At 50.6% G+C, this 24,168-nt stretch carries 20 protein-coding genes, 1 tRNA gene and 1 pseudogene; 16 read left to right on the forward strand and 6 right to left on the reverse strand.

Annotation, left to right across the window (positions count from 1 at the left end):
- Positions 1-68 precede the first annotated feature (68 nt).
- From ACZ5BI_RS00765 to ACZ5BI_RS00785, 5 genes are all read left to right on the forward strand, one after another.
- Complete coding sequence (locus tag ACZ5BI_RS00765; RefSeq protein WP_464896403.1) at positions 69-1,904, forward strand: glycoside hydrolase family 2 protein; 1,836 nt, start codon at positions 69-71, stop codon at positions 1,902-1,904.
- Positions 1,904-2,980: a carbohydrate ABC transporter permease gene (locus ACZ5BI_RS00770; protein ID WP_464896404.1), complete on the forward strand. Its 1,077-nt coding sequence runs from the start codon at positions 1,904-1,906 to the stop codon at positions 2,978-2,980. Before ACZ5BI_RS00765 ends, ACZ5BI_RS00770 begins: the two co-directional genes overlap by 1 nt.
- Positions 2,977-3,879, forward strand: coding sequence for a carbohydrate ABC transporter permease (locus ACZ5BI_RS00775; protein ID WP_316076446.1), 903 nt, complete (start codon positions 2,977-2,979; stop codon positions 3,877-3,879). The genes ACZ5BI_RS00770 and ACZ5BI_RS00775 overlap by 4 nt, the downstream gene beginning before the upstream one ends.
- A gap of 24 nt (positions 3,880-3,903) precedes the next feature.
- Positions 3,904-5,277, forward strand: coding sequence for an extracellular solute-binding protein (locus ACZ5BI_RS00780; protein WP_464896405.1), 1,374 nt, complete (start codon positions 3,904-3,906; stop codon positions 5,275-5,277).
- Between the two features lie 127 nt (positions 5,278-5,404).
- Positions 5,405-6,415, forward strand: a complete 1,011-nt coding sequence (locus ACZ5BI_RS00785) for a LacI family DNA-binding transcriptional regulator (protein ID WP_464896406.1) — start codon at positions 5,405-5,407, stop codon at positions 6,413-6,415.
- 92 nt (positions 6,416-6,507) lie between these two features.
- On the opposite strand, the gene ACZ5BI_RS00790 is transcribed toward ACZ5BI_RS00785, so the two are convergent.
- Entirely contained in the window at positions 6,508-6,810 is a 303-nt protein-coding gene (locus ACZ5BI_RS00790) for a WhiB family transcriptional regulator (protein ID WP_024059668.1), read from the reverse strand.
- A 340-nt stretch (positions 6,811-7,150) separates the two neighbouring features.
- Here ACZ5BI_RS00790 and guaB point away from each other — a divergent pair, with 340 nt between their 5' ends.
- The 3 genes from guaB to ACZ5BI_RS00805 are packed head-to-tail and all read left to right on the forward strand — an operon-like array spanning position 7,151 to position 10,704.
- Positions 7,151-8,659 (forward strand): IMP dehydrogenase, encoded by a 1,509-nt coding sequence (gene guaB, locus ACZ5BI_RS00795; RefSeq protein ID WP_024059669.1) that lies wholly within the window; start codon positions 7,151-7,153, stop codon positions 8,657-8,659.
- 57 nt (positions 8,660-8,716) lie between these two features.
- Positions 8,717-9,403, forward strand: coding sequence for an exonuclease domain-containing protein (locus tag ACZ5BI_RS00800; RefSeq protein WP_464896407.1), 687 nt, complete (start codon positions 8,717-8,719; stop codon positions 9,401-9,403).
- Complete coding sequence (locus ACZ5BI_RS00805; protein WP_464896408.1) at positions 9,400-10,704, forward strand: hypothetical protein; 1,305 nt, start codon at positions 9,400-9,402, stop codon at positions 10,702-10,704. The genes ACZ5BI_RS00800 and ACZ5BI_RS00805 overlap by 4 nt, the downstream gene beginning before the upstream one ends.
- A 3-nt stretch (positions 10,705-10,707) precedes the next feature.
- Here ACZ5BI_RS00805 and ACZ5BI_RS00810 read toward each other — a convergent pair whose 3' ends face one another.
- Positions 10,708-11,541: an HAD family hydrolase gene (locus ACZ5BI_RS00810; RefSeq protein ID WP_464896409.1), complete on the reverse strand. Its 834-nt coding sequence runs from the start codon at positions 11,539-11,541 to the stop codon at positions 10,708-10,710.
- A 413-nt stretch (positions 11,542-11,954) separates the two neighbouring features.
- Between ACZ5BI_RS00810 and ACZ5BI_RS00815 the strand changes: the two genes are divergently transcribed.
- A complete protein-coding gene (locus ACZ5BI_RS00815) occupies positions 11,955-12,689 on the forward strand; it encodes a DUF3800 domain-containing protein (RefSeq protein WP_278620022.1) in 735 nt (244 codons plus the stop codon).
- A 347-nt stretch (positions 12,690-13,036) separates the two neighbouring features.
- On the opposite strand, the gene ACZ5BI_RS00820 is transcribed toward ACZ5BI_RS00815, so the two are convergent.
- A tRNA-Arg gene (locus tag ACZ5BI_RS00820) sits at positions 13,037-13,112 on the reverse strand.
- Positions 13,113-13,230: 118 nt separating this feature from the next.
- On the opposite strand from ACZ5BI_RS00820, the gene ACZ5BI_RS00825 reads away from it, so the two are divergent.
- Positions 13,231-15,339, forward strand: a complete 2,109-nt coding sequence (locus ACZ5BI_RS00825) for an NAD(+) synthase (RefSeq protein ID WP_464896410.1) — start codon at positions 13,231-13,233, stop codon at positions 15,337-15,339.
- A 267-nt stretch (positions 15,340-15,606) separates the two neighbouring features.
- Entirely contained in the window at positions 15,607-16,950 is a 1,344-nt protein-coding gene (locus ACZ5BI_RS00830; protein WP_464896411.1) for a C1 family peptidase, read from the forward strand.
- On the opposite strand, the gene ACZ5BI_RS00835 is transcribed toward ACZ5BI_RS00830, so the two are convergent.
- The gene (locus tag ACZ5BI_RS00835; protein WP_024059559.1) at positions 16,947-17,234 is read right to left on the reverse strand and encodes a hypothetical protein; all 288 of its coding nucleotides are present in this window, start codon (positions 17,232-17,234) and stop codon (positions 16,947-16,949) included. The two genes, ACZ5BI_RS00830 and ACZ5BI_RS00835, sit on opposite strands and share 4 nt — an antisense overlap.
- A 186-nt stretch (positions 17,235-17,420) precedes the next feature.
- Between ACZ5BI_RS00835 and ACZ5BI_RS00840 the strand changes: the two genes are divergently transcribed.
- The 3 genes from ACZ5BI_RS00840 to ACZ5BI_RS00850 all read left to right on the forward strand — a co-directional run bounded on the left by ACZ5BI_RS00840 (position 17,421) and on the right by ACZ5BI_RS00850 (position 19,515).
- Positions 17,421-18,656, forward strand: a complete 1,236-nt coding sequence (locus tag ACZ5BI_RS00840) for an MFS transporter (RefSeq protein ID WP_464896412.1) — start codon at positions 17,421-17,423, stop codon at positions 18,654-18,656.
- Between the two features lie 260 nt (positions 18,657-18,916).
- A complete protein-coding gene (locus ACZ5BI_RS00845; protein WP_278606194.1) occupies positions 18,917-19,222 on the forward strand; it encodes a type II toxin-antitoxin system RelE/ParE family toxin in 306 nt (101 codons plus the stop codon).
- A complete protein-coding gene (locus ACZ5BI_RS00850) occupies positions 19,222-19,515 on the forward strand; it encodes an addiction module antidote protein (RefSeq protein ID WP_464896413.1) in 294 nt (97 codons plus the stop codon). The genes ACZ5BI_RS00845 and ACZ5BI_RS00850 overlap by 1 nt, the downstream gene beginning before the upstream one ends.
- A 46-nt stretch (positions 19,516-19,561) precedes the next feature.
- Here the strand turns inward: ACZ5BI_RS00850 and ACZ5BI_RS00855 are convergent, their stop codons facing one another.
- The gene (locus ACZ5BI_RS00855) at positions 19,562-20,641 is read right to left on the reverse strand and encodes a HigA family addiction module antitoxin (protein ID WP_464896414.1); all 1,080 of its coding nucleotides are present in this window, start codon (positions 20,639-20,641) and stop codon (positions 19,562-19,564) included.
- A gap of 18 nt (positions 20,642-20,659) precedes the next feature.
- Complete coding sequence (locus ACZ5BI_RS00860) at positions 20,660-20,962, reverse strand: type II toxin-antitoxin system RelE/ParE family toxin (protein WP_316087420.1); 303 nt, start codon at positions 20,960-20,962, stop codon at positions 20,660-20,662.
- On the opposite strand from ACZ5BI_RS00860, the gene ACZ5BI_RS00865 reads away from it, so the two are divergent.
- Together ACZ5BI_RS00865 and ACZ5BI_RS00870 are read left to right on the forward strand one after the other, a co-directional pair.
- The gene (locus tag ACZ5BI_RS00865) at positions 20,961-21,128 is read left to right on the forward strand and encodes a hypothetical protein (protein WP_316087421.1); all 168 of its coding nucleotides are present in this window, start codon (positions 20,961-20,963) and stop codon (positions 21,126-21,128) included. The two genes, ACZ5BI_RS00860 and ACZ5BI_RS00865, sit on opposite strands and share 2 nt — an antisense overlap.
- A 37-nt stretch (positions 21,129-21,165) precedes the next feature.
- Positions 21,166-24,079: pseudogene (locus ACZ5BI_RS00870) on the forward strand (DNA methyltransferase).
- Positions 24,080-24,168 lie beyond the last annotated feature (89 nt).

Below are 24,168 nucleotides of genomic sequence, written 5' to 3' on the forward strand. Positions count from 1 at the left end.
TGGGCATTAGCCCGCATTAGCCCCAAATCTAGTTTGCTACGTAGCAAATTGTGTACTAGGCTACTCATATGACAATCAACGATGATTTGAAAATGGGTTTTGAGTACCCACGTCCTCAACTACGTCGAAGTAACTGGACTAGCTTGAATGGGTACTGGCAGTTTGCGGAAGACTCGGAGGATATAGGGCTTAAAGAAGGCTGGTTTAACTCCGCTACAGTATTTGATCGGGAAGTACTGATTCCTTTTCCCCCTGGAAGTGAGTTATCCGAAATTACGGATTTTTCGGATTGTGACGTGGTTTGGTATCGGCGGATACTGAGGGGTCAAGATTTTCCCCCAAAACCAGACAGCGAGGAATGGCATCTTAATTTTGAGGCCATTGATTTCGTTGCTGATGTGTGGGTGAATGGGCATCATTTATGTAGGCACACTGGGTGCGGCACCTCTTTCTCTGTAAAACTTCCGGAAGAAGAAGAATATGAGATTGTTGTGAGGGTAGAAGACCACAAGATTGATCAGAGTCAACCGCGTGGAAAACAGGATTGGCTCGATGACCCACATGATATCTGGTATAGACGGTCTACAGGGATTTGGCGAGATGTTTGGCTAGAATCTGCTCCTAGCCACGCAATAGAGAGAATTTGGTGGAAATTTGATCTCGATAATGCGACAGTTAGTGCTGAAATTGCCTTTTCGCAATGGGTTTCAGAAGGACAGTTACGTGTTGGTTTAAGTTTGCGGGGAGAAAAAATTGCCGCAGTTCAAGCCGATATACAAGGACTATCCGCAACTGTAGTTTTAGAAATTCCTCAGGTACGGAGTCGAACGGAATGGGACAGGTTGCTCTGGTTCCCCAGCTCGCCAAATCTAATAGACGCTCAACTGGAGTTGAAAGTCGGTTCTCAGTCAGACGAAGTCCTCTCGTACTTGGGGCTTCGTGCGGTAGATACTAAGGATGGCTATCTCCGGATTAATAGAAAGCCCGTTTACGTTCGGGGAATTCTAGATCAAGGGTACTGGCGCCAAAGTTACTACACAGCACCTAGTTCCGATGCGCAAATGCGCGACTTGGAACTGGTTCGCGAAATGGGATTCAACACAATTAGAATTCATCAGCGTACTCCAGATAGACGCTATCTTGCCATGGCCGATTTCCTAGGAATTATGGTGTGGGCTGAGTTTCCGGCGGCGTTCGAGTATTCCCGCCGAGCCATCAATTGGACTCTGTCACAGTGGAGTTCAATACTCGACCGTGATGCCTCTAACCCTTCTATTGTGGTTTGGGTTCCTTTCAACGAAAGTTGGGGGGTTGACACGATTTCCACTAATAGCAGTCAACGACACTTCGTAAACTCAATAGTTGAATTAACCAAGGCGAAGGATTCCACCCGGTTGGTAGTTGCTAACGACGGTTGGGAGCAACTTGATACGGATATTGTGAGCACACATGATTATGCAACCACCGCAAATGAATTGGAGATTGCGTACCGCGATGCTGGTAATATCCATCAGACCATTCATGGAATTGGCCCACAAGGAAGACCTATCCTGCTGAATTCTTCAGCGGACTTAGGGGATCGTCCGATGATGGTTACAGAATTCGGAGGAATTTCACTACCGGTGGGTGAAGAATCTTCCTGGGGGTATGCCGTAGTCTCAAATGCTAAGGAGTTTCAAGAAAGGGTTTCGTCGCTTTTTGAGGCTCTATACAAGTCACCAGTACTCACGGGGTGGTGTTATACACAACTCACCGACACCCTTCAAGAGGCAAATGGCTTGTTGACAGAAGACCGGGTTCCTAAAATCCCTATCTCTCAAATTAACCGGTTTGTTATGGGGAATAGTTTTGATAATCAGATTCGGCCTCGCAGGTTTAATCAGCCCGCAGGAAGCGAGGAATAATGCGTTTACCATCAAAGAACAAAAGTAAAGAATGGTTGGTTAACTTCAGCTTTGTCATACCGTTCTTGCTGTTCTACCTTGCGTTTATCGTTTACCCCATCATCCAAGCCGTAGTGATGAGTTTCTACGATTGGCAATTACTGGGCAATGCGCCGGTATGGTCAGGTCTAGATAACTATTTGAAGATGTTTGGTGGACAAAACATCCAATGGTCTTTGAGTGCTCAGTGGATGGTGAGGCTGTTATTGCTGATTTTTGCTACCTATTGGGCTTGGCGAACGAGACGAAGTCGTACCAGCGGAGATATTGCATTGGTAGTATCCGCAGTCCTTGTTGCGCTGCTGATGGGATTTCATCCCGGAGAAAATGGGGCTTGGAATGATCCCCGCTTTTGGAACGCCTTTAAAAACACCGTTGTGTTTACGGTTGTATCTACCCCGATTATTGCTGGATTGGGATTAGTATTCGCGTTACTCCTCAATAATCCCAAACGGAAAACTAACGGATTGTATAGAGCAGCGTTATTTGTCCCCTATGTTTTGCCGGTTTCGGTAGCAACTTTGATTTGGGGGTATTTACTTAATCCTTCACGCGGATTGATTGGAAGATTAAGTGTGATCCTCGGGAGAGAGCCAATAGCTTGGCTTTCAGATCCGAGATTTGCTATGGGAGCGATTATCGTTACTACTGTTTGGTGGACTGTTGGGTTCAATATGATTCTCTTCGGAGCCGGTCTTCAGGATATTGATCCCGCGTTGTACGAAGCAGCGCAATTAGACGGGGCTAGTAAATGGCAACGGTTCCGCCATATCACGTTGCCGGGTCTGAGCCATGTGTCCTTGCTCGTCATGGTTACTCAGATTATTGCATCTTTCCAGATTTTTGGTCAGGTGAATATTATGACCGGTGGGGGCCCTGGTAATACCACGGATGTTTTAGTTCGTTACATCTATCAAACCGGATTCCGGGATATGCAGTTAGGGTATGCATCCGCAATGTCGCTATTTCTCTTTGTAGTTATGGTTTTGGTTTCTCTTATCCAATTCCTCATGTCTCGTGAAAGGAAAATGCAATGAAGGTGGTACTTCAGCAGCAAGAAGGGCGGCGCGAAGGGGCAAAGAGAAAGAAAATACTCTGTTCTAATTCTAGAAGCCACAAGCGTGTATTGAGTTCATACCAGCTTGTGATGGTTGTTGTCTGTCTGTTGTGGATACTTCCACTACTCTGGATGTTTTCCCTGTCTTTAACGCCGAATGACGCATTGAAGGTGAGTTCTCAGCACATCCTTCCGCAGGGGTTCACTTTGCAGAACTATGTAGATGTGCTGAGCACAAGCTTAACCATGAAATGGTTTATGAACTCGGCACTTGTAACTGTGGTTACAACCTTGCTTACGGTATTTGTCTGTGCAACTGCAGGATATGCCTTTTCCAAATTGCAATTTCCGGGACGTTTATTCGTGTACGCACTTACGCTAGCTGGGATGATGGTACCAAAAGAAGCTATGTTTATCCCATTGTTCATGATGTTTGCGGATGTGGATATGCATAATACCTATACCGCATTAATAATTCCTCGTGTAGCTTTCCCGCTCGGGGTATTTATAATGACACAATTCTTTAGCCAAGTGCCGAGCGAGCTGGAAGAGGCTGCTAGAGTAGACGGTGCATCACAATGGAAAGTTTTTTATTCTGTTATGCTGCCAATGGCTGTTCCCTCCATGATAGCGTTGGCGACGTTCACCTTCGTTCAGAGCTGGAACGATTATTTATGGCCGCTTGTTTCAGCCACTAAGCCTGAGATGTTCACCATTACAACTGGGTTGGCGTCAATGCAGGGTAATTTTGCCCAAGCCACAGAATTAGGGTCTCTAATGGCTCGAGGTGTCTTAGGGTCGCTTCCCCTTTTGATAGTGTTTCTGCTTTTGCAAAAATATCTCATTCGCGGAATCTCAATGTCTAGTGGTGGAAAGTAATACAACAATGGAAAGGAATCAACAATGAAGATGATTAACAAGCTAGCGGTAGGAGTAGTCGCTTCTTCTCTACTTCTGACCGGCTGTGGAGCGAGTGGGGGGAGCGCAGGAAAGGAAGCTGTTAGCTCCAAAGATCTCGCATCCAAGATAAATGCGGTAACTGATGATCAGCTTAAAGGAACGACAATTAATTTGGCTCGTTTCTTCGGGGACTGTGATGATACAACGAAAAACGTCACGGATATTTCCAAGGCGACGACTGAATGTGAGGCGATTCAGATTCTCACTAATAAGTTTGTGGCAGAAAATAAGTGGGGCATAAAAATCAATAGGCTCGGTGGGGCTACGTGGCATTCTTTCTATGACGGTTTGAACGCTGCCTTAGCGAGTACCGATCGTCCAGATGTAACAGTAATGCATGGAGCGAATCTTCCCGATTATGCTTCCAGGAAATCACTACTGGAACTGGACGATAGCTTAGGAATAGATCTTTCCGATGCCACAGATGCCGCCAAAGATGCTATTCAATATGAGGGTAAAAACTATGCGGTACCGTTCGACACGCACGCAATAATCTCTCATCTAAATATGGATATTCTCGAAAAAGCTGGACTAACTAATCCTGATGGGACATACGATATGCCCACTTCTCCTGAGAAATTCCTCGCCGATGCTGAGGCGGTTAAATCAAAGACCGGTAAGAACTACATAGATATCGCACTGTCCAAGGATCCAATGGGTGGGCGCCTGTGGATGTCTCTTATTTGGCAGCAAGGTGAACAGTTTATTGACGCTAAGAGTAATACCGTCAAAATAAACTCAGAAGCATCGAAAACCGTGCTTAAATTCATGAACGAACTAGTTAAAAAAGGATATACCACTCCGACTCATGATTATGACGCTTCTCAGCAGTCCTTCATGAAAGGTGAATCTGCGATTATGTATAACGGCGTTTGGGCTGTGGATCAATACGACAAGGAAGTTCCCTTCCATTATGAAACCACGAATGCTCCCATGCTGTTTTCTAAGAAATACACTTGGGCAAACTCCCATACCTGGGCGATCCCGATTCAGGATAATAATGACCCGGTTAAGTATCGTGCAGCACTGGAATTTGTGAAATTCCTTTACGGACACACCGGGGATTGGGCTGTAGCTACCGGACATATGGCTTCAACGCAGACGGCGCTGATGTCTGATGCTTACAAGAATGCTCCACACCGTGCACAGTATTTTGATACGGCCACTAAGTATGCTCATATGCAACCTCGCCTCGCAAAATGGCCTGCCATTGGCGATAAAATACAAGAGGGAATAGAAGCAACTTGGTTAAATAATGAGCCAGTAGATTCTACACTTAATAACCTGCAAACAGATGTTGAAGGTATGCTTAGGTAGCAAGATCTAGTAAGTAGCATTGATGATGGGCCAGGTTAAAACCTGGCCCATCGTTATAAATAATACTTGTGTTACGGGCGAGGCGGGGAGGGAGTTAGTGACTACAAGAAAAAATCTAAGACCTACTATGACAGATGTGGCTAAGAAAGCAGGTGTTTCTCAGCGGACCGTATCGAACGTCGTGCGAAACTATCAGTACGTCGCTCCTCACACGCGTGAGCGGGTTTTAAAGACGATTGCGGAAGTTGGATACCGTCCAAATAAAGCAGCTCGGCAGCTCCGTAGTGGTAGAACTAAGCTGATTGCATTAGCGGTTCCTGATATTACTTGGCCTTATTTTTCTATGCTTGCACAGGCAATCCAGGTGGAGGCTAATCGGGTTGGCCTTACTCTGATAGTACGTGAAACTCGTGGAAGTGCCAGTGTTGAGCGTCAAGTGTTGGAGGATTTTCATACTGGTTCGGTCGATGGCCTTATTATTTCCCCGATTGAACTTTCTGGACAAGAGCTGCGCGAGTTGGATCTGGGAATTCCTGTAGTTCTACTGGGAGAAAGGATTCATGACGCTGGATTGCTTCATCTCTCTATCGATAACGTTAGTGCCGCTAGAAAGATGATGGAATATCTTATTGACCGAGGCGCACGATCTTTTTGGATTGTAGGTGATTCTGACACAATGGCTACCCGTTCGGCGGGAAAGTTGAGAAAACAAGGGTTTATAGAAGCCGCAAGTTTGAATGGATTTTGTGAAGATGCATGGATACAGCTCCCCGCTTCGCCGTGGACATTAGAAAACGGGTATGCAACGGTATCTGCTCAACTCGGAAAGGGAAGGCCGCCTGATGCCATTATTTGTATGAATGATCTACTCGCGCTGGGGGCACTACGGGCTTGCCAAGAAAGCGGTTTTATGGTTCCGCAAGACACGATGATTTCAGGTTGGGACGATATCCCATTCGCCGCTTTCTGCACCCCTCCAATCACTACGATATCTGCGGATCTTGCGACTATTAGTCGTAAAGCAGTTGGTGGGTTAAAGATACTGTTTGATGAGCCAGATTCCAAGCTATCTGATGTAACAGTTGGGTACAAACTGTTAAGTAGGGAATCAACGGGCACATTGTTTTCGAGAGATTAAGCTGCCTGTCGATATTGAATACTTAGCAATGAATAGTCAAAAGAGCTTTGAAAAAGAAATCCTGTTTTGAGTTGCGCGTATCCGGACTTTGATTAAGCGGTAAGCCGCTGGGCTTCCTCGCGACTTTGCCTAATCAGCTCACGCCGTTCCTCTTGGGTAAGACCGCCCCATACTCCGTAGGGTTCTTGCGCTGCCAACGCATATTCGCGGCACTGTGCGATCACCGGACACTTGGCGCAGATAGCTTTGGCGGCATCATCTCTCCTGCGGCGAGTTCCCCCGCGTTCGCCCTCGGGATGAAAAAACTGTTCGGTGTCTAGGTTGCGGCAAGCTCCCTGATATTGCCACTCCCATAAATCAGCCACCGGTCCGGGAAGTCGCGAGATGTCGCTCATTCGATACTCCTTTTTATCCCTGTTAGTTATCGCTCAGTATGGAGGAGATATCTTACGGTTCTCTGAAAAATAGACCATTCTGCGGTGAATAAAATGTAAACAGTAGATTAATCTGCAGCTCAATAGGGTAAAGATTGCGGGTTAGCGCTCAGCGAACAGTAAAGTCGGGTGCAGGCACAATGCTCTAGGCGGAGTAAAAAGCATTCGAGGCGAGCGGCAATCTTTCAAGTTTTCATCCCAAGGTAAAACGAGTCACATCTAATGGAAAAATTGCTGGAATTGGGGTTAATAGCCGAAAGAAAGTGGCGGGAGCCCGGCTCTTCGCGCTAACCTTAAAAAGGTGATTATCGAACACCTGGATGCCCTCGACGGGCTAACTTATGACGACGTTCTGTTACTTCCCGAAACTACCGATGTTATTCCCTCCGAAGTCGATACCTCCAGCAGGCTAACCAAACGGATTACCTTACACACCCCGGTAATATCTGCAGCCATGGATACGGTTACCGAAGCTAATATGGCGATCGCGATTGCGCGCCAAGGGGGAATCGGAATCGTCCACCGCAACTTGCCGATTGCGGAGCAAGCCGCGCAGGTGCGCCAAGTCAAACGGTCTGAATCCGGAATGATCACCGATCCGGTAACTATCGGCCCGGATGCGACCCTGTTGGAACTGGATAAAGAATGCGGACATTACCGGGTGTCCGGACTGCCGGTAGTGGATGAGGATCGTAAACTCAAAGGAATTATCACCAACCGGGATCTACGGTTCATTCCCGCCGACAAGTGGGCCACGGTAAAGGTTCGCGATGCTATGACCCCGATGCCGCTTACTACCGGGCGTAAAGGAATGCCCCGCGAGGAAGCTCGGGCACTACTAGCAGAAAAAAAGATTGAAAAACTGCCATTAGTCGATGATGAAGGTCGCCTGACCGGCCTAATCACCGTAAAAGATTTCGTGAAAACCGAACAATACCCCAACTCCACTAAAGACGAAGAGGGACGCTTAAGGGTAGGAGCCGCTCTCGGATATTGGGGAGATACCTGGGAACGCGCCGAAGCCCTGGCGGAGGCGGAAGTAGACGTGCTGGTAGTCGATACCGCCAACGGGGGCGCAAAGCTCGCCCTGGAGATGATTAAGAAGCTGAAAGCCTCTCCCACTTTCTCCGATATCGACATTATTGGGGGAAATGTGGCTACTGCCGAGGGCGCGCAGGCACTGATTGATGCCGGGGTAGATGCGGTGAAAGTCGGGGTAGGTCCCGGTTCGATCTGTACCACCCGCGTAGTTGCCGGAGTGGGGGTACCGCAGATTACTGCGATTAACCTGGCTGCCCAGGCCTGTTCGAAAGCAGGAGTGCCATTGATTGCCGATGGTGGTTTGCAGTATTCCGGTGATATTGCCAAAGCCATGGTGGCTGGCGCCGATACCGTGATGCTGGGTTCTTTGCTGGCAGGCTGCGAAGAATCACCAGGTGAATTGGTGTTCGTGAATGGCAAACAGTATAAGCATTACCGCGGCATGGGTTCGCTGGGAGCAATGAGTTCGCGCGGACGCAAATCCTATTCCAAAGATCGCTATTTCCAGGCGGAAGTAACTAGCGATGCCCAAATCGTTCCGGAAGGAATCGAAGGGCAGGTGCCGTTCTCCGGTGCCCTCTCGGCGGTGCTCTATCAGCTAATCGGAGGACTGCGGCAATCCATGTTCTATACCGGTTCTCACGATATTTCCACCCTGAAGAAGCGTGGTCGTTTCGTAAAGATTACTGGTGCTGGCCTGCGGGAATCCCATCCGCACGATGTGCAGATGACCGCTGAAGCTCCCAATTATCATTCAGCAGTTAAGTAACCACGTATTATTTGAACAACAGGTGCAGTAAGTATCGCGCGAGGCAAGGAGTAATTGGTGGGTTGGAGTAAAGGGCCATTTATGGGTTTCGATACCGAAACCACGGGAGTAAAGCCTGCCAGTGATCGGATAGTTACCGCCGCCTGCGTGGAATGGCGGCACGGGCAAACCCGAGAACAAACCTGGCTGGCCGATCCCGGGGTTCCTATCCCAGAACCAGCCCAACAAGTGCACGGGATTTCTACCGAGTATGCCCGCGAACATGGACGCCCCCTAGAGCAAGTGGTGACGGAGGTTGCCCAGGTGCTTGAGGCCTGCGGTCAGGCACAGATCCCGGTGGTTATCTATAACGCCTCTTTTGACCTGCCGCTGCTAGATCATCATCTGGAGCGTCTGGGACTACCCACTATGCGCGAACGGGTAGAGTTTTTGCCGATAATTGACCCTCTGGTACTAGATCGGGCTTTGGATCGCTACCGTAAGGGGAAACGCACCCTAGGGGCACTAGCGGAGTTTTATCAGGTGCGCGGGACGGATAGCCTGCATGATGCCCTGGTGGATGTGCGGCAAACAATCGCGGTTTTACGAGCACTTTGCGCTGCCTATCCCCAACTAGAGCAAATGGATTTGCGGCAACTGCAAGACTACCAGCGCGATCAGTATCGCGAATGGGCGCAGCATTTCAACCAATATCTGCTGTCCAAAGGACGCAGCGCCGATGTGAATGAGGAGTGGCTAGCGTGAGTGAGCAGCCCGGTTACGGTTATCGCGGCGAGAGCGAGCCACAGGTGAATCCGCACGCCCCGGAAGCGGGGCAAGGCCGCTATTTCCCTCCCCGCTCTACCAGTCAACAATCACAGCCACCTGCCCAGCCGCCGCATGCTGTGGGTGGGATTCCCCAGGTTCCCCTGCCGGCAGAGCCGGATCCCAACCTATACCAGCAGGTACCCCCAGCTCGGGCAGGAGACCCTCGTCCAGCGGAGCCTCCGTATCAAAACGTCCAGCCGGCCCTAGAGCCTTCCCAGTCTGCTGAAAACTATCCGCCAGCAGATCCCGGCTCTCTTCCGCGCCCGGCCACACCTTATCCTGCTTCAGAGCAGCTGAGCCCGCGTGCGGACTCTTCGGCAGCAGCGGGGGACTATGATGTGCCTGCTGCGGTTTATGGCACAATGCCCAGTAACCTGCCGGCACCGCAAAATAACCGCACTTCCCCGCAGCCTCAGGCAGTTACCCCTAGCGGATTAACGCCAACTAGCTCCGAGGCAATCGCTTCCTCAACTTTGAACGCTTCAAGCTCTGGCGAAGCAGAAGGGAATTCTCCGCAAGTAACCTCCTCGCGGCGATCCCCGTGGTGGTTACTATATGGACTGGTAATCCTGGTTTTAATTGCTTTAGTTAGTTGGCAGATAGTGCGGCTTAGTACCGGAAAGGTGCCCTCAGCGGTTCCTCTGGGATCTCAGGCAGGCACTACTGGAACCGTGGCAGCTCCCGAGCCTAAACCGGTGTCCACTACCCAAACTGAGCAGGTCAAGAAAGTGTTAGCGGCACAACCAGTGACTCCGGCACAATTGGGAGGGGATAAAAAGCGAGTAACTTTCCGCTCCCAATCCGGGATTGTGGTTTGTACCATTGCGGAAAAACTTGAGGATGGCGTGCCGCCACTAGTTCCCTTAGCAGCCGATGGTTCGGGTGCTCTCGCAAGTGGCAGCGGCGTGGTCTGTGCTACCGCCAGTAATTTTGAAGCTGCCGGTAACGTCGGAAAGTGTAAACAGGGTGATCTTCGCCTGTCCGTGCTGGGGGTGTGGGATAGTTCCTCTGGTATTGGTGGGTGCGTAAATGGCACTACTCCGCTGTATCAAGACGTGAAATCTGGTCAAAAGGATAACAGTGGTAAACGCTTTGATCTGCAGCCGCTGGGAACCGGTCAATACACTCAGCTAGGTAAATATGCCTGCACTTTCGGCGGTACCGATGCTACCTGCGTAAACGTTTCTACCGGCAAAGGATTCACCTTTACTGATCTGGAAGGTTATAAGTTCTTTTAACCCTTAAGCGGGATCCAGTAAACCGAAGCGTTCAAAGGCGGCCGCCACTCCGTCCTCTTCAATCGGGGGAGCGACCCAGTCGGCAATCTTGCTAAGTTCTTCTGCCCCGCCTGCCAGGCACACCCCGATGCCTGCTTCGCGCACCATTTCATAGTCGTTTGCGGAATCTCCAATCGCGAGTGCCTGAGCTGAGCCTGTGCCAAAGTGGTGGAGTACTTCCCGCATGGCGCTGCCTTTATTAACCCCTTTTACGCCCAGTTCCACCACTTCCCCTACGCGCACATCAACTGACCCGGGGATCACCATATAGCGATCCCCGAACAGTCGGTGAGCTTCTTCAAAGCTAGAGGGCGTTTCCGGGGATAGGTAGAACATGCATTTTCCGGCAGAAGTGGGGATTCCACTGGCTAGGTAAGGCGTGATCTGTTCTAGGTAGGCAGACCAATCCCCAGTGGCGGCACGGTCAGATTTGCCGGAGAGACGGAAAAAATCCAGGAATGTTTCGGAGGGATAAAAATGGTCTTTTCCTTGCCAAATCCAGGTGGCGCCGGAGCGGCGGAAATAATCTGTCCACTCGGCGATGGCGGCTTGATCTAGCGAATGATCGGCCAGTACTTCGTCTCCCAATTCTACGTACGCGCCGTTGGCGGTAATCAGGCCGGAAAAGGGCAGGGAAAATAGGAAGGGGTAAAGCTCCGGATAGGAACGCCCGGTGGCGATAAAAACTTTGTGCCCGTTCGCAGTGGCGGTGGTGATAGCGTCCTTTACCTTTGGGCTAATCACCTGGTTGTGGTCGATTATGGTTCCGTCTAGATCCAAAAAAGCGAACTTGCGCATTGCTGCTCCTTGTAGGGGACACCTGCCTGGGGAGGGCTGGGCAGTTTCCGGGCTACTTCCACTCTATGGGAAAACTCCAGCTAACGCGCGCATACCCGGTTCTCTATAACAAAAGTGCATTAGCTGCTTTAGCTAGACAGTGCCTTATAGGTGAGGGCGGGGAAAGGTTTTTCCTCCTGCCCAAAATTAGTATTTGCCCGTAGCAAATACTAATTTTCAACGCAAAGCCCGAAAAACAATTCTGATTTATAACCAGGTATCCGAAAGGGAAAAATGCGATGGCAGGTGTGTCTAGCCTGCTAGGATAAAACCTTTCCCCGCACGACCTCAGGATGAAAAGTGTCTAAAGGAAATCTCCGCCGAATTGATTGATTAGTTGTGTTAGTGATGCCAGTTTCGATAAAATGAAATTGGTGGCTGTAAGCTACCTCCAAGTGCCGGGGGAGTCCCCCGGCTTTTTAACTAGGAGTGCGATGATGCGCGAGCTAAGCATTTTCGTAGATGAAAGCGGAGATCGAAACGCTAATTCTCGCTATTACTTATTGACTCTTGTTTTTCATGAGCAAGTAGAAGACATTAAACAGTGTATTAGCCAATATGAATCTCGGCTTTTATTTGCGGATTTGCCTAATATTCCATTTCATTCCGAACCCTTGCTAAATGGACATGGGCAATATCGATACTTGGATATACAGCAGAGAAAGAAGATTCTTACCTGTTTTGCGACATTAGTTCGGCGTTTGCCAGTATCCTATGTAACTTTTCGATATCGAAGTAAAGATATTGTGGATGATAAGCAATTAGAAACCCGTATGAAACGGGATATAACAGAATTTTTACGCGAACATTTAGACTACTTTCAATCCTTCAAGGTTATTAAAGTTTATTACGACAATGGTCAAGACGTTGTTAGCCAGTCTTTGGATCAGGCAATATTGGCTATGCTCTCAAAACATACGGTTCAACGCCGGAAAACTTCTATGACCGATTATCGCCTGGAGCAGGTTGCTGACTATCTGTGCACCATTGAGCTGGCAGCAATAAAATACAAAGCGAAAGAAAATGGCGGAACCTACAATAAGTTCTTCGGCGGTATTGGGAAGTTTAAGAAGAACTGGCTCAAACAAATTAGACCTAAAAAAATCTAAATCATTAGTACATAACCGTGACTAACGCGCTATCGACTGTTGGCTCATTTGGCAAAGTTTTGTCCTGTCTCGAGTTCACAGAGCGTTGACTAGACGACGTGCTTTAGCGAGTGCGGGGAAAGGTTTTATCCGAGTAGGTTGGGCGGGCGTTAAATCCGGAAAACCTGGGGTTTTTCCGGATTTTGGGCAGGAGGAAAAACCTTTCCCCCCACGACTCCAGGTTCTGCACGCGTCCTAGAAAGAAAAAGATAAGCAACTGGCAGTTTTCAGCTAGTTTAAGCAGTTAGCTATGCAGCAAGTAGGGATGGCAACTAGCAGATGGGGGAATAATTTCATAGAAAATCATTTGGTGCCCCGAACAGGATTCGAACCTGCGGCCTTTCGCTCCGGAGGCGAACGCTCTATCCACTGAGCTATCGGGGCTGGACTTCAATGATTCTACACATTTACCCCGGAGCTTACTAAATCAGCGCCCGCTAATTAGACGCTGATTACATTTAGGGAGGCAGACGGTTGCGAGGGCGGGTGCAATAATATGTACATGACTTTTTCTAGCCCTTATGAGCACGGTTTCGCCCGGGTCGCGGCCATTACTATTCCCAGCCATCCCGGCGAGCCGGATCGAAATGTACCGGAAATCGCGGCGGCAGCGCGACAAGCTGCCCGCCAAGGTGCTTGTGTAGCAGTATTTCCGGAGATGTGCATCTCCGGTTACACCCTCGATGACCTGGTGTTTTCTGAGCGTTTGTTAGCGAGTGTGGAAAAAGGAATAGAACTGCTGGCCAAAGCCACTTCGGATTGCGCCGAGCTAATCGTGGTGGGCGCTCCGCTGCGGATAGCGGGGCAAATCTATGATTGTGCGGTGTTTTTGGCGCGGGGGAAAGTTATTGCGCTGACTCCGAAAGTTTTTCTTTCTAGTGAAGCTTATGAAAAACGCGACTTTACTTCTGGTGCCCACCTTCCTGCGGATGCTCGCTGGGAGGCGCCCCAGATTCCGGGAGCCAGCGAGGCTCCTATTGGAAACGGGATAATCAATATCGAGGACGTGGCTGGCCTGGCAGTGGGGGCGGAAGTTGGTAGCGACGGGGCGGCGGCGCGTTCTCTGGCGCTGTCACTCGTCTTGCAAGGGGCAAGCGTAATCGTAAATCCTGCGACCTATCCTGCTACTTTAGAGGGCGGAGACCAACAGAGACTCCTGGCAGGAGCCACTTCGCGGCGCGGGATTTGCGCCTATGTGAGCGCGGGAGCCGGCAATGGAGAGTCATCCTCCGATTCGGCTTGGGATGGGCGAACCTTTATCTACCAAGACGGCTCTAAGCTTGCGGAAACCGATCCGTTCCCCACCGACACCCAGATTGCCCTGGCCGATATTGATTTGACCGCCCTCGGCAATCGCCGGCGGCGCGAAAGTGGTTTCGCGGATGCCAGAGCCGGGCAACCCGAAAAACCCTGGGAAGTAAAAATTCGTCTGGGAGTAGGAGCTGCCGGGGCAGCGATACCTTTCGATCCCTGGGCAAATGTTTCTAATGCCGCAACTTCCAAGGATGTGCAGGTTGCGCTAGGTCCCGCTCCGGCGAGGTTCCCATTCTTACCTACGGATCAGGCAGGTATCGACCGCGCCTGCCGGCAGGCGTTCGAGATTCAGGTTTACGGACTGAAAAAGCGCTTGCAGGCAGTCGGTAACCCCAAAATGGTGTTGGGGGTATCTGGCGGTCTAGATTCCACCCAGGCGATTTTGGTGTGCAGTGAGGTGGCCGCCCGCCTCGGGCTCGAAAAATCCCAAATTTTGGCCTACACCCTGCCCGGTTTTGCGACTTCGGAAGGCACAAAATCTCACGCTTATAAACTTTGTGAATCCTTAGGGATCAAATGCGAAGAAATCGATATTCGCCCCGCTGCTCGGCAAATGCTCGCCGATATGGGGCATCCTTTCGCTAAAGGCGCCGCCCAATATGACGTGACCTTCGAGAACGTGCAAGCCGGGCTGCGCACCGATTACCTGTTCCGGATAGCTAACCATCAGGGTGGATTGGTGATTGGAACCGGGGATTTATCGGAGGCGGCTTTAGGGTGGTGCACTTATGGGGTGGGCGACCATATGTCGCACTATTCGGTTAATCCCGGAATCCCCAAAACCATGCTGCAATACATGATTCGCTGGGTTTGCCGGCAAAATCTGTTCGGCGAGGCTTGCACTAAAGTGCTGCAAGATATTTTGGCGCAAGAAATTTCCCCGGAACTGATACCGGGAGGCGGGGAAAAACTTCAATCCACCCAGGACACTATCGGCCCATACGAGCTACACGAGTTCTTCCTCTACCACCTGCTGTTAGGACGCGAACCCCGCGATATTGCCTATCTGGCCTGGCAAGCCTGGCGGGATAAAGATAACGGGGTTTGGCCGGCAGACCTGCCGGAAGCGGATCGTCACCAATACGATTTGGAAACTATTTTGCGCTGGCTGCGCGAGTTCTTGCGCCGCTTCTTTACTTCCCAGTTCAAACGGACTTGCGTACCTGGCGGACCAGGAATAACCTCCGGATTCGGCTTAAGTCCTCGAGGTGACCTGCGGATGCCCGCAGATATTTCCGGACGGATCTGGATTAAGCAGGTTGACGAGCTGCTCGCGCAGCTGGAGGACGACAAATAGGGGTTGCACTGGAAAAGTATCTCGCAAACACGATAGCCACCGGAAACGACGGAATGCGTCCTCGTCGCAAAATATTTAAGTTCAACCCGGTGGATCTGCGTCGGCCTCACAGCGTTAAGCGCCCTAAATTAACTAAGTGAGAACGATGGGCTATTTTGGAAGCAGGAACAAAAAGGCGAAACTGCGGTATTAACCCAAAAGCGGGAGAGTTTGCCGGGATAGTTTTGCCCACAGAAGGCGGACATCCGCCCAATTTTAGGAGGAACAGTGAACGAACGCGAAGCAACATTAACCCCAGAAATGCTAGCGGAAATGCGCAATGAATTTAGCGCGGATCCGCACGGCAAGCTAATGCAAAACGCGGTGACTAACTCTGACGTGGATCAAGTGGCACAAAATCACCAGGTAGTTGCTTTCGCTGACCGTTCCATGTCCCACAAACTGGATGCGTGGCCGGTCGCTAATCAAAAGAAATCGGGACGCTGCTGGCTGTTCGCCGGTCTAAACCTGCTGCGTTCGTCGATGATTAAACGCTTAAACGTAGAAAATTTTGAGTTCTCGCAGACGTACCTGTTCTATTGGGACAAACTAGAAAAAGCGAACTACTTCCTAGAATCTCAAATTGAGCTGGCCGATCGCGATCTTGATGATCGCACGGTTGCCCACCTGCTGTCTGACCCGATTGGGGACGGTGGTCAGTGGAATATGTTCGTGGCGCTAGTCGACAAATACGGGGTAGTGCCCAAGTGGGCAATGCCGGAAACCGAATCTTCCTCGAACTCGAAAAATATGGATCGGATTTTGGAGCGTTACTTGCGGGAGGGCGCCCTCGCGGTGCGGAAAGCCGCGCACAACCAGCCGGAAACTGTCGGGGAGGTAAAGGCGGGACTGCTCAAAGGAGTCCACCGGATTCTTAATATCCACCTGGGGACACCTCCGGAAAAGTTTGTTTGGCAATATCACGATAAAGACAACAAGTTTGAGCGGCTGGGAGAAGTTACTCCCCAAGAGTTCGCCGATAAATATATCGTGAATGACCTGCGGAATTATGTTTGCTTGGTGAATGATCCGCGCGAAGCCAACCCGTATGGGAAGACCTATACCGTCGATCGCCTGGGCAATGTGCTCGGCGCTGCCCCGGTACGGTACTTGAATGTACCCATGCAGGTAATGAAAGATTGTGCGGCCACGGTATTGCAGGCCGGAAAACCGGTGTGGTTCGGTTGTGACACCGAGCAGCAAGCAGACCGGGAACTGTCACTGTGGGATAAGAATCTTTATGACTATGGCGCGGTTTATGGAGTGGATTTTGGGATGGACAAGGAAGAACGCCTGCTCTCTCATGAATCCCTAATGACTCACGCCATGTTGTTTGTAGGGGTAGATATGCTGGATGGGGCTCCGCGCCGCTGGCGGGTGGAAAACTCTTGGGGCTGCGAAGATCGCGCCGACCAGGGATTCTATACTATGAATGATTCCTGGTTTGACGAATACGTATTTGAAATCGCAGTTCACCGCGACCGGCTGCCTGAAGAATATCGCGCAGCCCTCGATTCCGAGGACGCACCGATAGTGTTGCCCGCCTGGGATCCGATGGGGTCGCTCGCTTAAAGCCCGGTCGGCATAATAATCCCGCCGTAAGGGGCGAGAATAAACAGGGCTATGGACAGGGAAAACAGGGCAATACAGTCAAGCCACCAGGAACGAACTGCGCACCAGGCTTTGGGGGAACGGTCTAGCAGCCGGTAAACCCCTAAGCTCAGCAGCATTAGGGCGAAAACTCGACAAGCAAATACGGGGTGCCCGATATATCCGAGGGTGACGATGCAGATAATCCCGATTATCACTAATGCGGTGCACCCGCGTCTCCAAAGCCGATTATTCGACAACCCCATAACGGTAGTTTAACGGGCTTGGTGGGGTTTTGTGATTACCCAGCCCCGCTCCGCAAGTCGGCGTTGTGCGCATTTTAAGAGGGAGAGGGTGGGGGCAGGGCGTGCCGGTAGAAGGTGAGGGGGGAGTAACCTTTTTCACCGCCTCTTAAATTAACTACTAACTGCTAAAACAGTAGGCTAGGGAATATGTTTAAGTCTTATCGGGAGATTTTTTCCTACCCTGGCGCTCTTAGGTTTTCACTCGCTGGAGCGGTAGCGCGTTTCCCGATGGCGATGGCAGGGCTGTCCACCCTGCTAATGATTTCTACCCTCTACGGGGAATATTCACTGGCCGGACAGGTCAATGCTTTAGTGGTTATCGCGATGGCGGCGGCATCCCCAATTCAGGCTCGGCTAGTGGATCGTTACGGGCAAGCCAAAGTTTTACGCCCTCTGGTTGCCTGCTCCCTGGTTTTACTGTTGGCTTTGATGGTCTCGGCGCTATTTCGTGCTCCGCGCTGGACGCTCTACCTATTTGCCCTGTTATCGGGGGCTACTACCGGCTCTTTCGGGGCATTTGTGAGGGCGCGCTGGACGCATTTGCTCGCGGGGTCGCGTAAGTTAAATACGGCTTATGCTTTCGAGGCTGCTGTTGATGAACTGATTTTTATTTTCGGCCCGATTATTGCCACGGTGCTAGCCACCGTGGTTCACCCCGCGGCTGGGATTGTGGCTTGTTTGCTTACTTCTGGTATTGGTGGGTTCTGGTTTTTATCGCAGCGCGCTACTGAACCGGTGGTGACCGCTAAATCTGATTTAAGCGACCAGGAAGCTAAACCGTTGATGAAATCGGCAGCCATGGTGATTTTGGGACTGATTTTTATGCTCTGTGGTTTTACTTTCGGTGGCCTGGATTTGACGGTAGTTGCGTTTTGTCGCGAGCAAGGGGTAGCCCAAATTTCGGGGCTGCTGCTGGCCATGTTTGGGGTGACTTCTTTTAGCTCTGCGGTGATCTATGGAGCTAAAGAATGGGGGATTAGCGCCTTGCGCTTGTTCTTGGGGGGAATCACCTTAATGGCGATAGGTTTTTCTACTTTCTTTTTCGCGTCTAATCCCTGGATTTTGGGGTTGTGTCTAGCCTTAACCGGTGCGACCTATGCACCCACCATGACTAACGCCACCAATATTTTGTCGCAGGTTGTTCCGCCTGCTCGTTTCACCGAGGGGATGGCGTGGCTAAATACTTTCTTCACTTTAGGTATTTCTGGTGGTGCGTGGCTTGGCGGTTCCGTCGTGGATGTGGCGGGTGCTCGCGGGGGGCTGTGGCTGGTGATTGCGGCAGCTTGGGCGATTCTTGCCGTGGTGTTGATTGGTTTTATTCCTTTACGTAATTCGCTGCGCCGCGCCTACAAACGCCGTCTAGTAGCGGTCGATTTACAATGACCGAAGAATCTTCCCCCACCCAGAACAGCTAAATGTCTTTGCGTGATAACGCATAAGTTTGCTTTGCTCTACACCCCGCACCCTAGAAATCTGTGAAAACGGACGAGCGGGGTGAAGTATCTTAGTGCTTTGAAGTCGGGAATTGAGCTATCTGTTTTCGGCAGTACCGGCTTGCCCTGTTCTTGGGAATCGCTCTATCTCTTAAATCTAGTATTGCAATATGCTAGACACTCATGTAGCTCATAGGCTACAGTAGGGCTGTGGAGATTATTTCCAGTAGCTTGTTTGATGAGTGGCTAAAAAAGCTGAAAGACAAACATGCACAGCGGCGTATTATGTATGCGATAGCCAGATGTGAAGCGCACGCTATGATGCTCGGAGATATTAAAGCGGTTGGTGGAAAAGTTAGCGAGATGAGATTTCATTTCGGTTCCGGCTATCGCGTGTACTACACGCAGCTGGGTGCATTGACAGTTTTCCTGCTAGCTGGCGGAGATAAATCCAGTCAAACCAGAGATATTCAAATTGCCCAAGAACTCGCACAACAGGTAAGGGAGGAACGGTAATGAGTAAGGTGACATTTTCAGCCTTTGATGCAAGTAAATATCTTGATAGCAAAGAAGCAATGAATGACTATCTGGCTATTGCACTCGAAGATGGTGACACCAAAACCGTGCAGGTTGTTTTACGTGATATTGCGCGGGCTCACGGTATGAGTCAGCTTGCTAAAGAAACTGACCTCAACCGTGAATCTCTCTACAAGTCTCTATCGAAAGATGGTAACCCGTCTTTCGCGGCTATTAGCAAGATAATGAAAGCCCTCGGACTCAAAATGACGCTCGCGGAACAAGCAATCTAGACCTCCGCGAGGTATGTAGAGCTGCTGTAGGTATATGAAGTTTTTGTTATCCGTTCTGGAAGCGGAAATCTGTGAATTCGTGCCAGTTAATTTTTTGCTTTAGTGAATGCCCCCAAGCGTAATCACCGGTTTGGTGTTGCGCTTGCCCGAGGATGATACTCGGCGCTACTCCTATTTCTTCAGCCATTTCCTTGACTAATTTAAGATCCCGTTTTCGGGGTAAGGATTTTTGATAGGGTTCAGGGATTAAAGTTTGAGCCGCAAAGGCATCAGCTTCTTTCTCTGCCTGCGAATCATCATCACTGATAAACAACTCGGTATCGCTGTGAAGTAGTACGTGACCGAGTTCGTGAAAAAGAGTGAACCAGATTTGGTCATCGGTTTTATACAGTGTTGATAACTGAATCACCGGGGAGTCGTTGACCCATCGAGTAACCCCGTGCACTCCTAAGCCTTTAATGGCAGGAACAATACACAGTGCTACGCCCACCTCGCGCAGACACCGCCGTGCCTCTGGCAGCGCTTTGTGGATATCACTGCAAGTTAGTTTACGAAGCTGCGGTAGCAGGGCTTTAACTTCCGTTTTATTCAAGGTTGGTAGATTATCTGAAATCTGTTTTTCCCCCAGGAGAAGCCAAGATGCGAGGGTGGGGAGTTCGGCTTTTCGGGAGGCTGCTCGGCGCCGATATGCCATACTGCTTTCTGACCAGCTGGCGGAAAATGCGCTAAAACTGGCGACTCCTAGAAAGGATAATAGTTGCGATACTGTCGCCGCCTTATCTCTCGCATTTGCGGTGATTACCCCGATTTTTCTGAGGTGAGCAAGCGGGAAACTTTTCGCTGTTGCATAAGAGTTTATTGCCTGTTTGCGCTGTTCTTCCCGAAGTAAAGCATCTCGGTATCCGGTTTCGTAACGGTTCCATATTCGGGAGGGAACTCCGGTTACCCGCTCTAAGGCGAGTGCGGTTGCCGGAGTCAATGCCGCCTTTCCCATTAGTAGTTGGCTAACGTGCTTTCGGGAAACCCCTAACCGACGCGCCAGCTCCGCCTGGTTAATCCCAGTTTCCTCCATCCACTCTTGGATAAACTCTCCCGGAGCGGCAATAAAATTGTATTCGTTATTCATTTCGCTCCCTCCTTTTCTTTAGTGGTAGTCCCGTATGTCTACCACTTCGACTACTACTTCGATTTGCCTTGTCGTGTTTTCTGGTCGCACAATCAGCCGCCAGTTTCCGCTAAGGCGAGCCGACCAGTGACCTGCATAATTACCAGTTAATCGTTCCCATTTTCCGGTTCCCTGCAATAAGTCGGTCATATTTTCTGCGTACTGTAACTCAGCTAAGCGAAGCCTGAGGCTATTGGCTATCTGACTACCGTATGCGCGTTTTCGATTTGCCTGGGTGCTGCAGGATTTCTGCAACTTGGTCGAGGAAAATCGAATCAACATGAATAAATGTTACCAAATAGGTAACATTAAAACAAGGGTCTATGTGCTCTTTTTCCTGCTGGTTGTAGCGTTGGGTAGCTGTAGCGGGGTAGTGACCGGACGTGAACCGAAGAAAACTGGGGGATTGCGGGTAGGCTGGCAAGGTAACCAAAGCGAGGTAGCGTGACTGGTGACGGTGACGTTAGGCAATAAAGGAAATCGTGGTGAGTGGAGTAGGTATCCGGTGGCGGGCGGCGGAACTTTTCGTGCAACAATGGGCAGGTCACGGCTACGAAAAGGGCGAAACCCACAGTTTTTGGCTGTCCTTGCTGCAAGACGTATTGGGTATGCGCGAGGTTTCTACCAAGTGTCGCTTCGAGCAGCGCACGCGGGCGGGCGGATTTATTGACGTGGTGATTCCATCGGCACGCACCATCGTGGAACAAAAATCTTCCGGCGTGAACCTAGATCGGGGCGAGCTGCGCCAAGGTCAAATGGTTACCCCTTTTGAGCAGGCTAAACGCTATGCAGATGCTTTGCCGAATCGGCAACGCCCAGATTTTATTATTGTTTGCAACTTCGAGTGTTTCCGCCTGCATGACCTCAACAAGGATGACCCTGCCGGTGACTATATCGAGTTTTCGTTAACGGAACTGCCCGAACAGTCTTATCTGTTGGATTTTTTGATTGACCCGGCATATTCGCGCACGGAAAAGGAACGCCAAGTCTCAATCCGCGCCGGACAGCTGATTGGCAAGCTGCATCGCGGCCTATTGGAGCAATACCAAGACCCAGATTCTGCCTGGTCGCAGCACTGCCTAAATGTGCTTTGTGTGCGGCTAGTGTTCTGCCTTTTTGCCGAGGACGCGGGGCTATTTGGTAAGGACGCGCTGCTGCGTTACCTGCGGGGTTTTACCGCTTCCCAAACCCGGGGAGCGCTGCAACGCCTGTTCCAAGTGCTAGATACCCCACTTGAACAGCGAGATCCCTATCTGGAGGAAGAACTGGCGGTTTTCCCCTATGTGAATGGGGGACTGTTCCGCGATTCTGCTGCTGGCACTGGTGTTGCTACGGGATTTGATGATGGAGAGGACGCGCTGGCAGGGGCTAGTGCCGGGGACGGGGCTACGGTTTTTCCTTCTTCGTTTGCGGGGGAACCGGGACGGGCTTTAGAGATTCCGAACTTTACCGAGGAGCTGTGCGATTTGCTGCTTAACGAGGTATCGCAAGGAACTGACTGGTCACAGATTTCTCCCACTGTGTTTGGGGGCGTGTTTGAGTCGACTTTGAACCCGGAAACTCGCCGCAGTGGAGGAATGCACTATACCAGTCCGGAAAATATCCATCGGGTGATTGATCCGCTGTTTCTTGACCGCCTAAAGAATGAGCTAGAGGGGATTCTTTCTGATCCGGGGATTTCCGATAGGTCGCGGCGGGCGAAACTGCGGGCTTTCCAAAATCGTTTAGCTAGTTTGACCTGGCTGGATAGCGCTTGCGGATCTGGGAACTTCCTGACCGAAACCTATATCGAGGTGCGGCGCCTGGAAAACCAGGTGATCGCGGAGCTAGAACGGGGACAGCAGGCGTGGGAGTTCGAGCAGGAGGGCGCCGCGACTAACCAGATAAAAGTGAATTTGGGACAGTTCTATGGGATTGAAATTAATGATTTCGCGGTGGCGGTGGCGCGCACTGCGTTGTGGATTGCCGAGCTGCAGGCTAATGGGGAAACGGCGGCGATTTTGCAGCGGGAAGTAGCGGATTTACCGCTGCGCGATGACTCCAATATTGTGCTGGCGAACGCGATCCGCATGGACTGGGAGCAGCTGCTTCCTGCCGAGAAATGCTCGTTTTTAATCAGCAACCCGCCGTTTATTGGCTACTCCAATCACTCCCCGGAGCAAAAGCAAGACCGCGCGAATTTATTTGGTAAGCGGGGGGGGGGTACTGGATTATGTAGCCTCCTGGTATCAGAAAGCCGCCGACTATATGCGCGGCACCCAGATTCGGGCGGCTTTCGTGTCTACCAACAGTATTTGCCAAGGACAGCAGGTTACCCCGCTTTGGCGACCGCTGTTTGAGGACGGGATTCGCATTAACTTTGCCCACCGCAGTTTCGTTTGGGGGAACGAAGCGGAGAATCAAGCCCACGTGCATGTGGTGATTATTGGATTTTCTTATCAGGATGAGCAGCCGAAATATCTTTTTGAGCATCCTAAAGAGGGCGAGTCTCGCCGCCAGCAAGTGGAACATATTAACGGTTATCTAACAGCTGCCCCGGATGTGTTTGTAGACAAGCAGATGAAACCGCTTTCTGATGTGCCATATATGGCCAAAGGTTTCCAGCCTACTGACGGCCAAAATCTATTGCTTTCCGCCCAGCACCGTGACGAGCTACTAGCTAAAGAACCAGCAGCCGAAAAGTGGATTCGCCCATTCTCTATGGGGGCAGAATTTATAAAAGGCATCGACCGCTATTGCCTGTGGCTACCGCAGATTACCGGAGCGGAACTCAAAGAAGTGCCCGAAGTGCGCAAACATATTGAGGCTTGCCGGCAGTGGCGCTTGCAACAGATTCCAACCGGCGACGCCTATAAGCTGGCAGATCGTCCGCACCTGTTGCGTCCCTGTGGAAAATTCCGAGACGGAACTTATCTCGGGTTCCCAAAGGTGTCCTCAGAACGTAGACGCTATATACCGATTGGCTTTGTTACTGACGGGATGATTCCGGGAGACAAACTCTATTTTGTTCCCACCGCTGATATTTACCATTTCGGTGTGCTCACTTCTCAGTTCCATAACGCCTGGATGCGAGTGGTTGCTGGCAGGCTGAAAAGCGATTATAGCTACGGTAATACCACCGTCTATAACACTTTTATTTGGCCAGACCCCACTCCGCAGCAAAAGCGAGCAATCGAGGAGGCCGCCGCCCTCGTCCTCGAAAAAAGAAAAGCCTATGCCCCGGCTACCTTGGCGGAACTGTATGACCCGGACAATGATTTCCTCTATCCCGAGTTAGCCCGGGCGCACGCCCAACTAGATCGGGCAGTGGAAGCTGCCTACGGGGTGGACTTTGCCGGTGACGAAACCAAAATCACCGCCCACCTGTTCACTCTCTACCAAACCGCCATCACGTCTTGACCGGGGTAAACCACAAATCTCGTGGGGAAGCTACTAGCTGCTGATATCCCTGGCTTGTAAGCAGCGTCTCCCTATCGCCACTTATTGTT

Source organism: Varibaculum sp. GTC20041 (assembly GCF_055387755.1).

Coding starts and splice junctions, on each gene's coding strand:
- ACZ5BI_RS00765 (WP_464896403.1), top strand. CDS start 69: ATGACAATCAACGATGATTTGAAAATGGGTTTTGAGTACCCACGTCCT.
- ACZ5BI_RS00770 (WP_464896404.1), top strand. CDS start 1,904: ATGCGTTTACCATCAAAGAACAAAAGTAAAGAATGGTTGGTTAACTTC.
- ACZ5BI_RS00775 (WP_316076446.1), top strand. CDS start 2,977: ATGAAGGTGGTACTTCAGCAGCAAGAAGGGCGGCGCGAAGGGGCAAAG.
- ACZ5BI_RS00780 (WP_464896405.1), top strand. CDS start 3,904: ATGAAGATGATTAACAAGCTAGCGGTAGGAGTAGTCGCTTCTTCTCTA.
- ACZ5BI_RS00785 (WP_464896406.1), top strand. CDS start 5,405: ATGACAGATGTGGCTAAGAAAGCAGGTGTTTCTCAGCGGACCGTATCG.
- ACZ5BI_RS00790 (WP_024059668.1), bottom strand. CDS start 6,810: ATGAGCGACATCTCGCGACTTCCCGGACCGGTGGCTGATTTATGGGAG.
- ACZ5BI_RS00810 (WP_464896409.1), bottom strand. CDS start 11,541: ATGCGCAAGTTCGCTTTTTTGGATCTAGACGGAACCATAATCGACCAC.
- ACZ5BI_RS00825 (WP_464896410.1), top strand. CDS start 13,231: ATGACTTTTTCTAGCCCTTATGAGCACGGTTTCGCCCGGGTCGCGGCC.
- ACZ5BI_RS00835 (WP_024059559.1), bottom strand. CDS start 17,234: ATGGGGTTGTCGAATAATCGGCTTTGGAGACGCGGGTGCACCGCATTA.
- ACZ5BI_RS00840 (WP_464896412.1), top strand. CDS start 17,421: ATGTTTAAGTCTTATCGGGAGATTTTTTCCTACCCTGGCGCTCTTAGG.
- ACZ5BI_RS00850 (WP_464896413.1), top strand. CDS start 19,222: ATGAGTAAGGTGACATTTTCAGCCTTTGATGCAAGTAAATATCTTGAT.
- ACZ5BI_RS00855 (WP_464896414.1), bottom strand. CDS start 20,641: ATGAATAACGAATACAATTTTATTGCCGCTCCGGGAGAGTTTATCCAA.
- ACZ5BI_RS00865 (WP_316087421.1), top strand. CDS start 20,961: ATGAATAAATGTTACCAAATAGGTAACATTAAAACAAGGGTCTATGTG.
- ACZ5BI_RS00860 (WP_316087420.1), bottom strand. CDS start 20,962: ATGTTGATTCGATTTTCCTCGACCAAGTTGCAGAAATCCTGCAGCACC.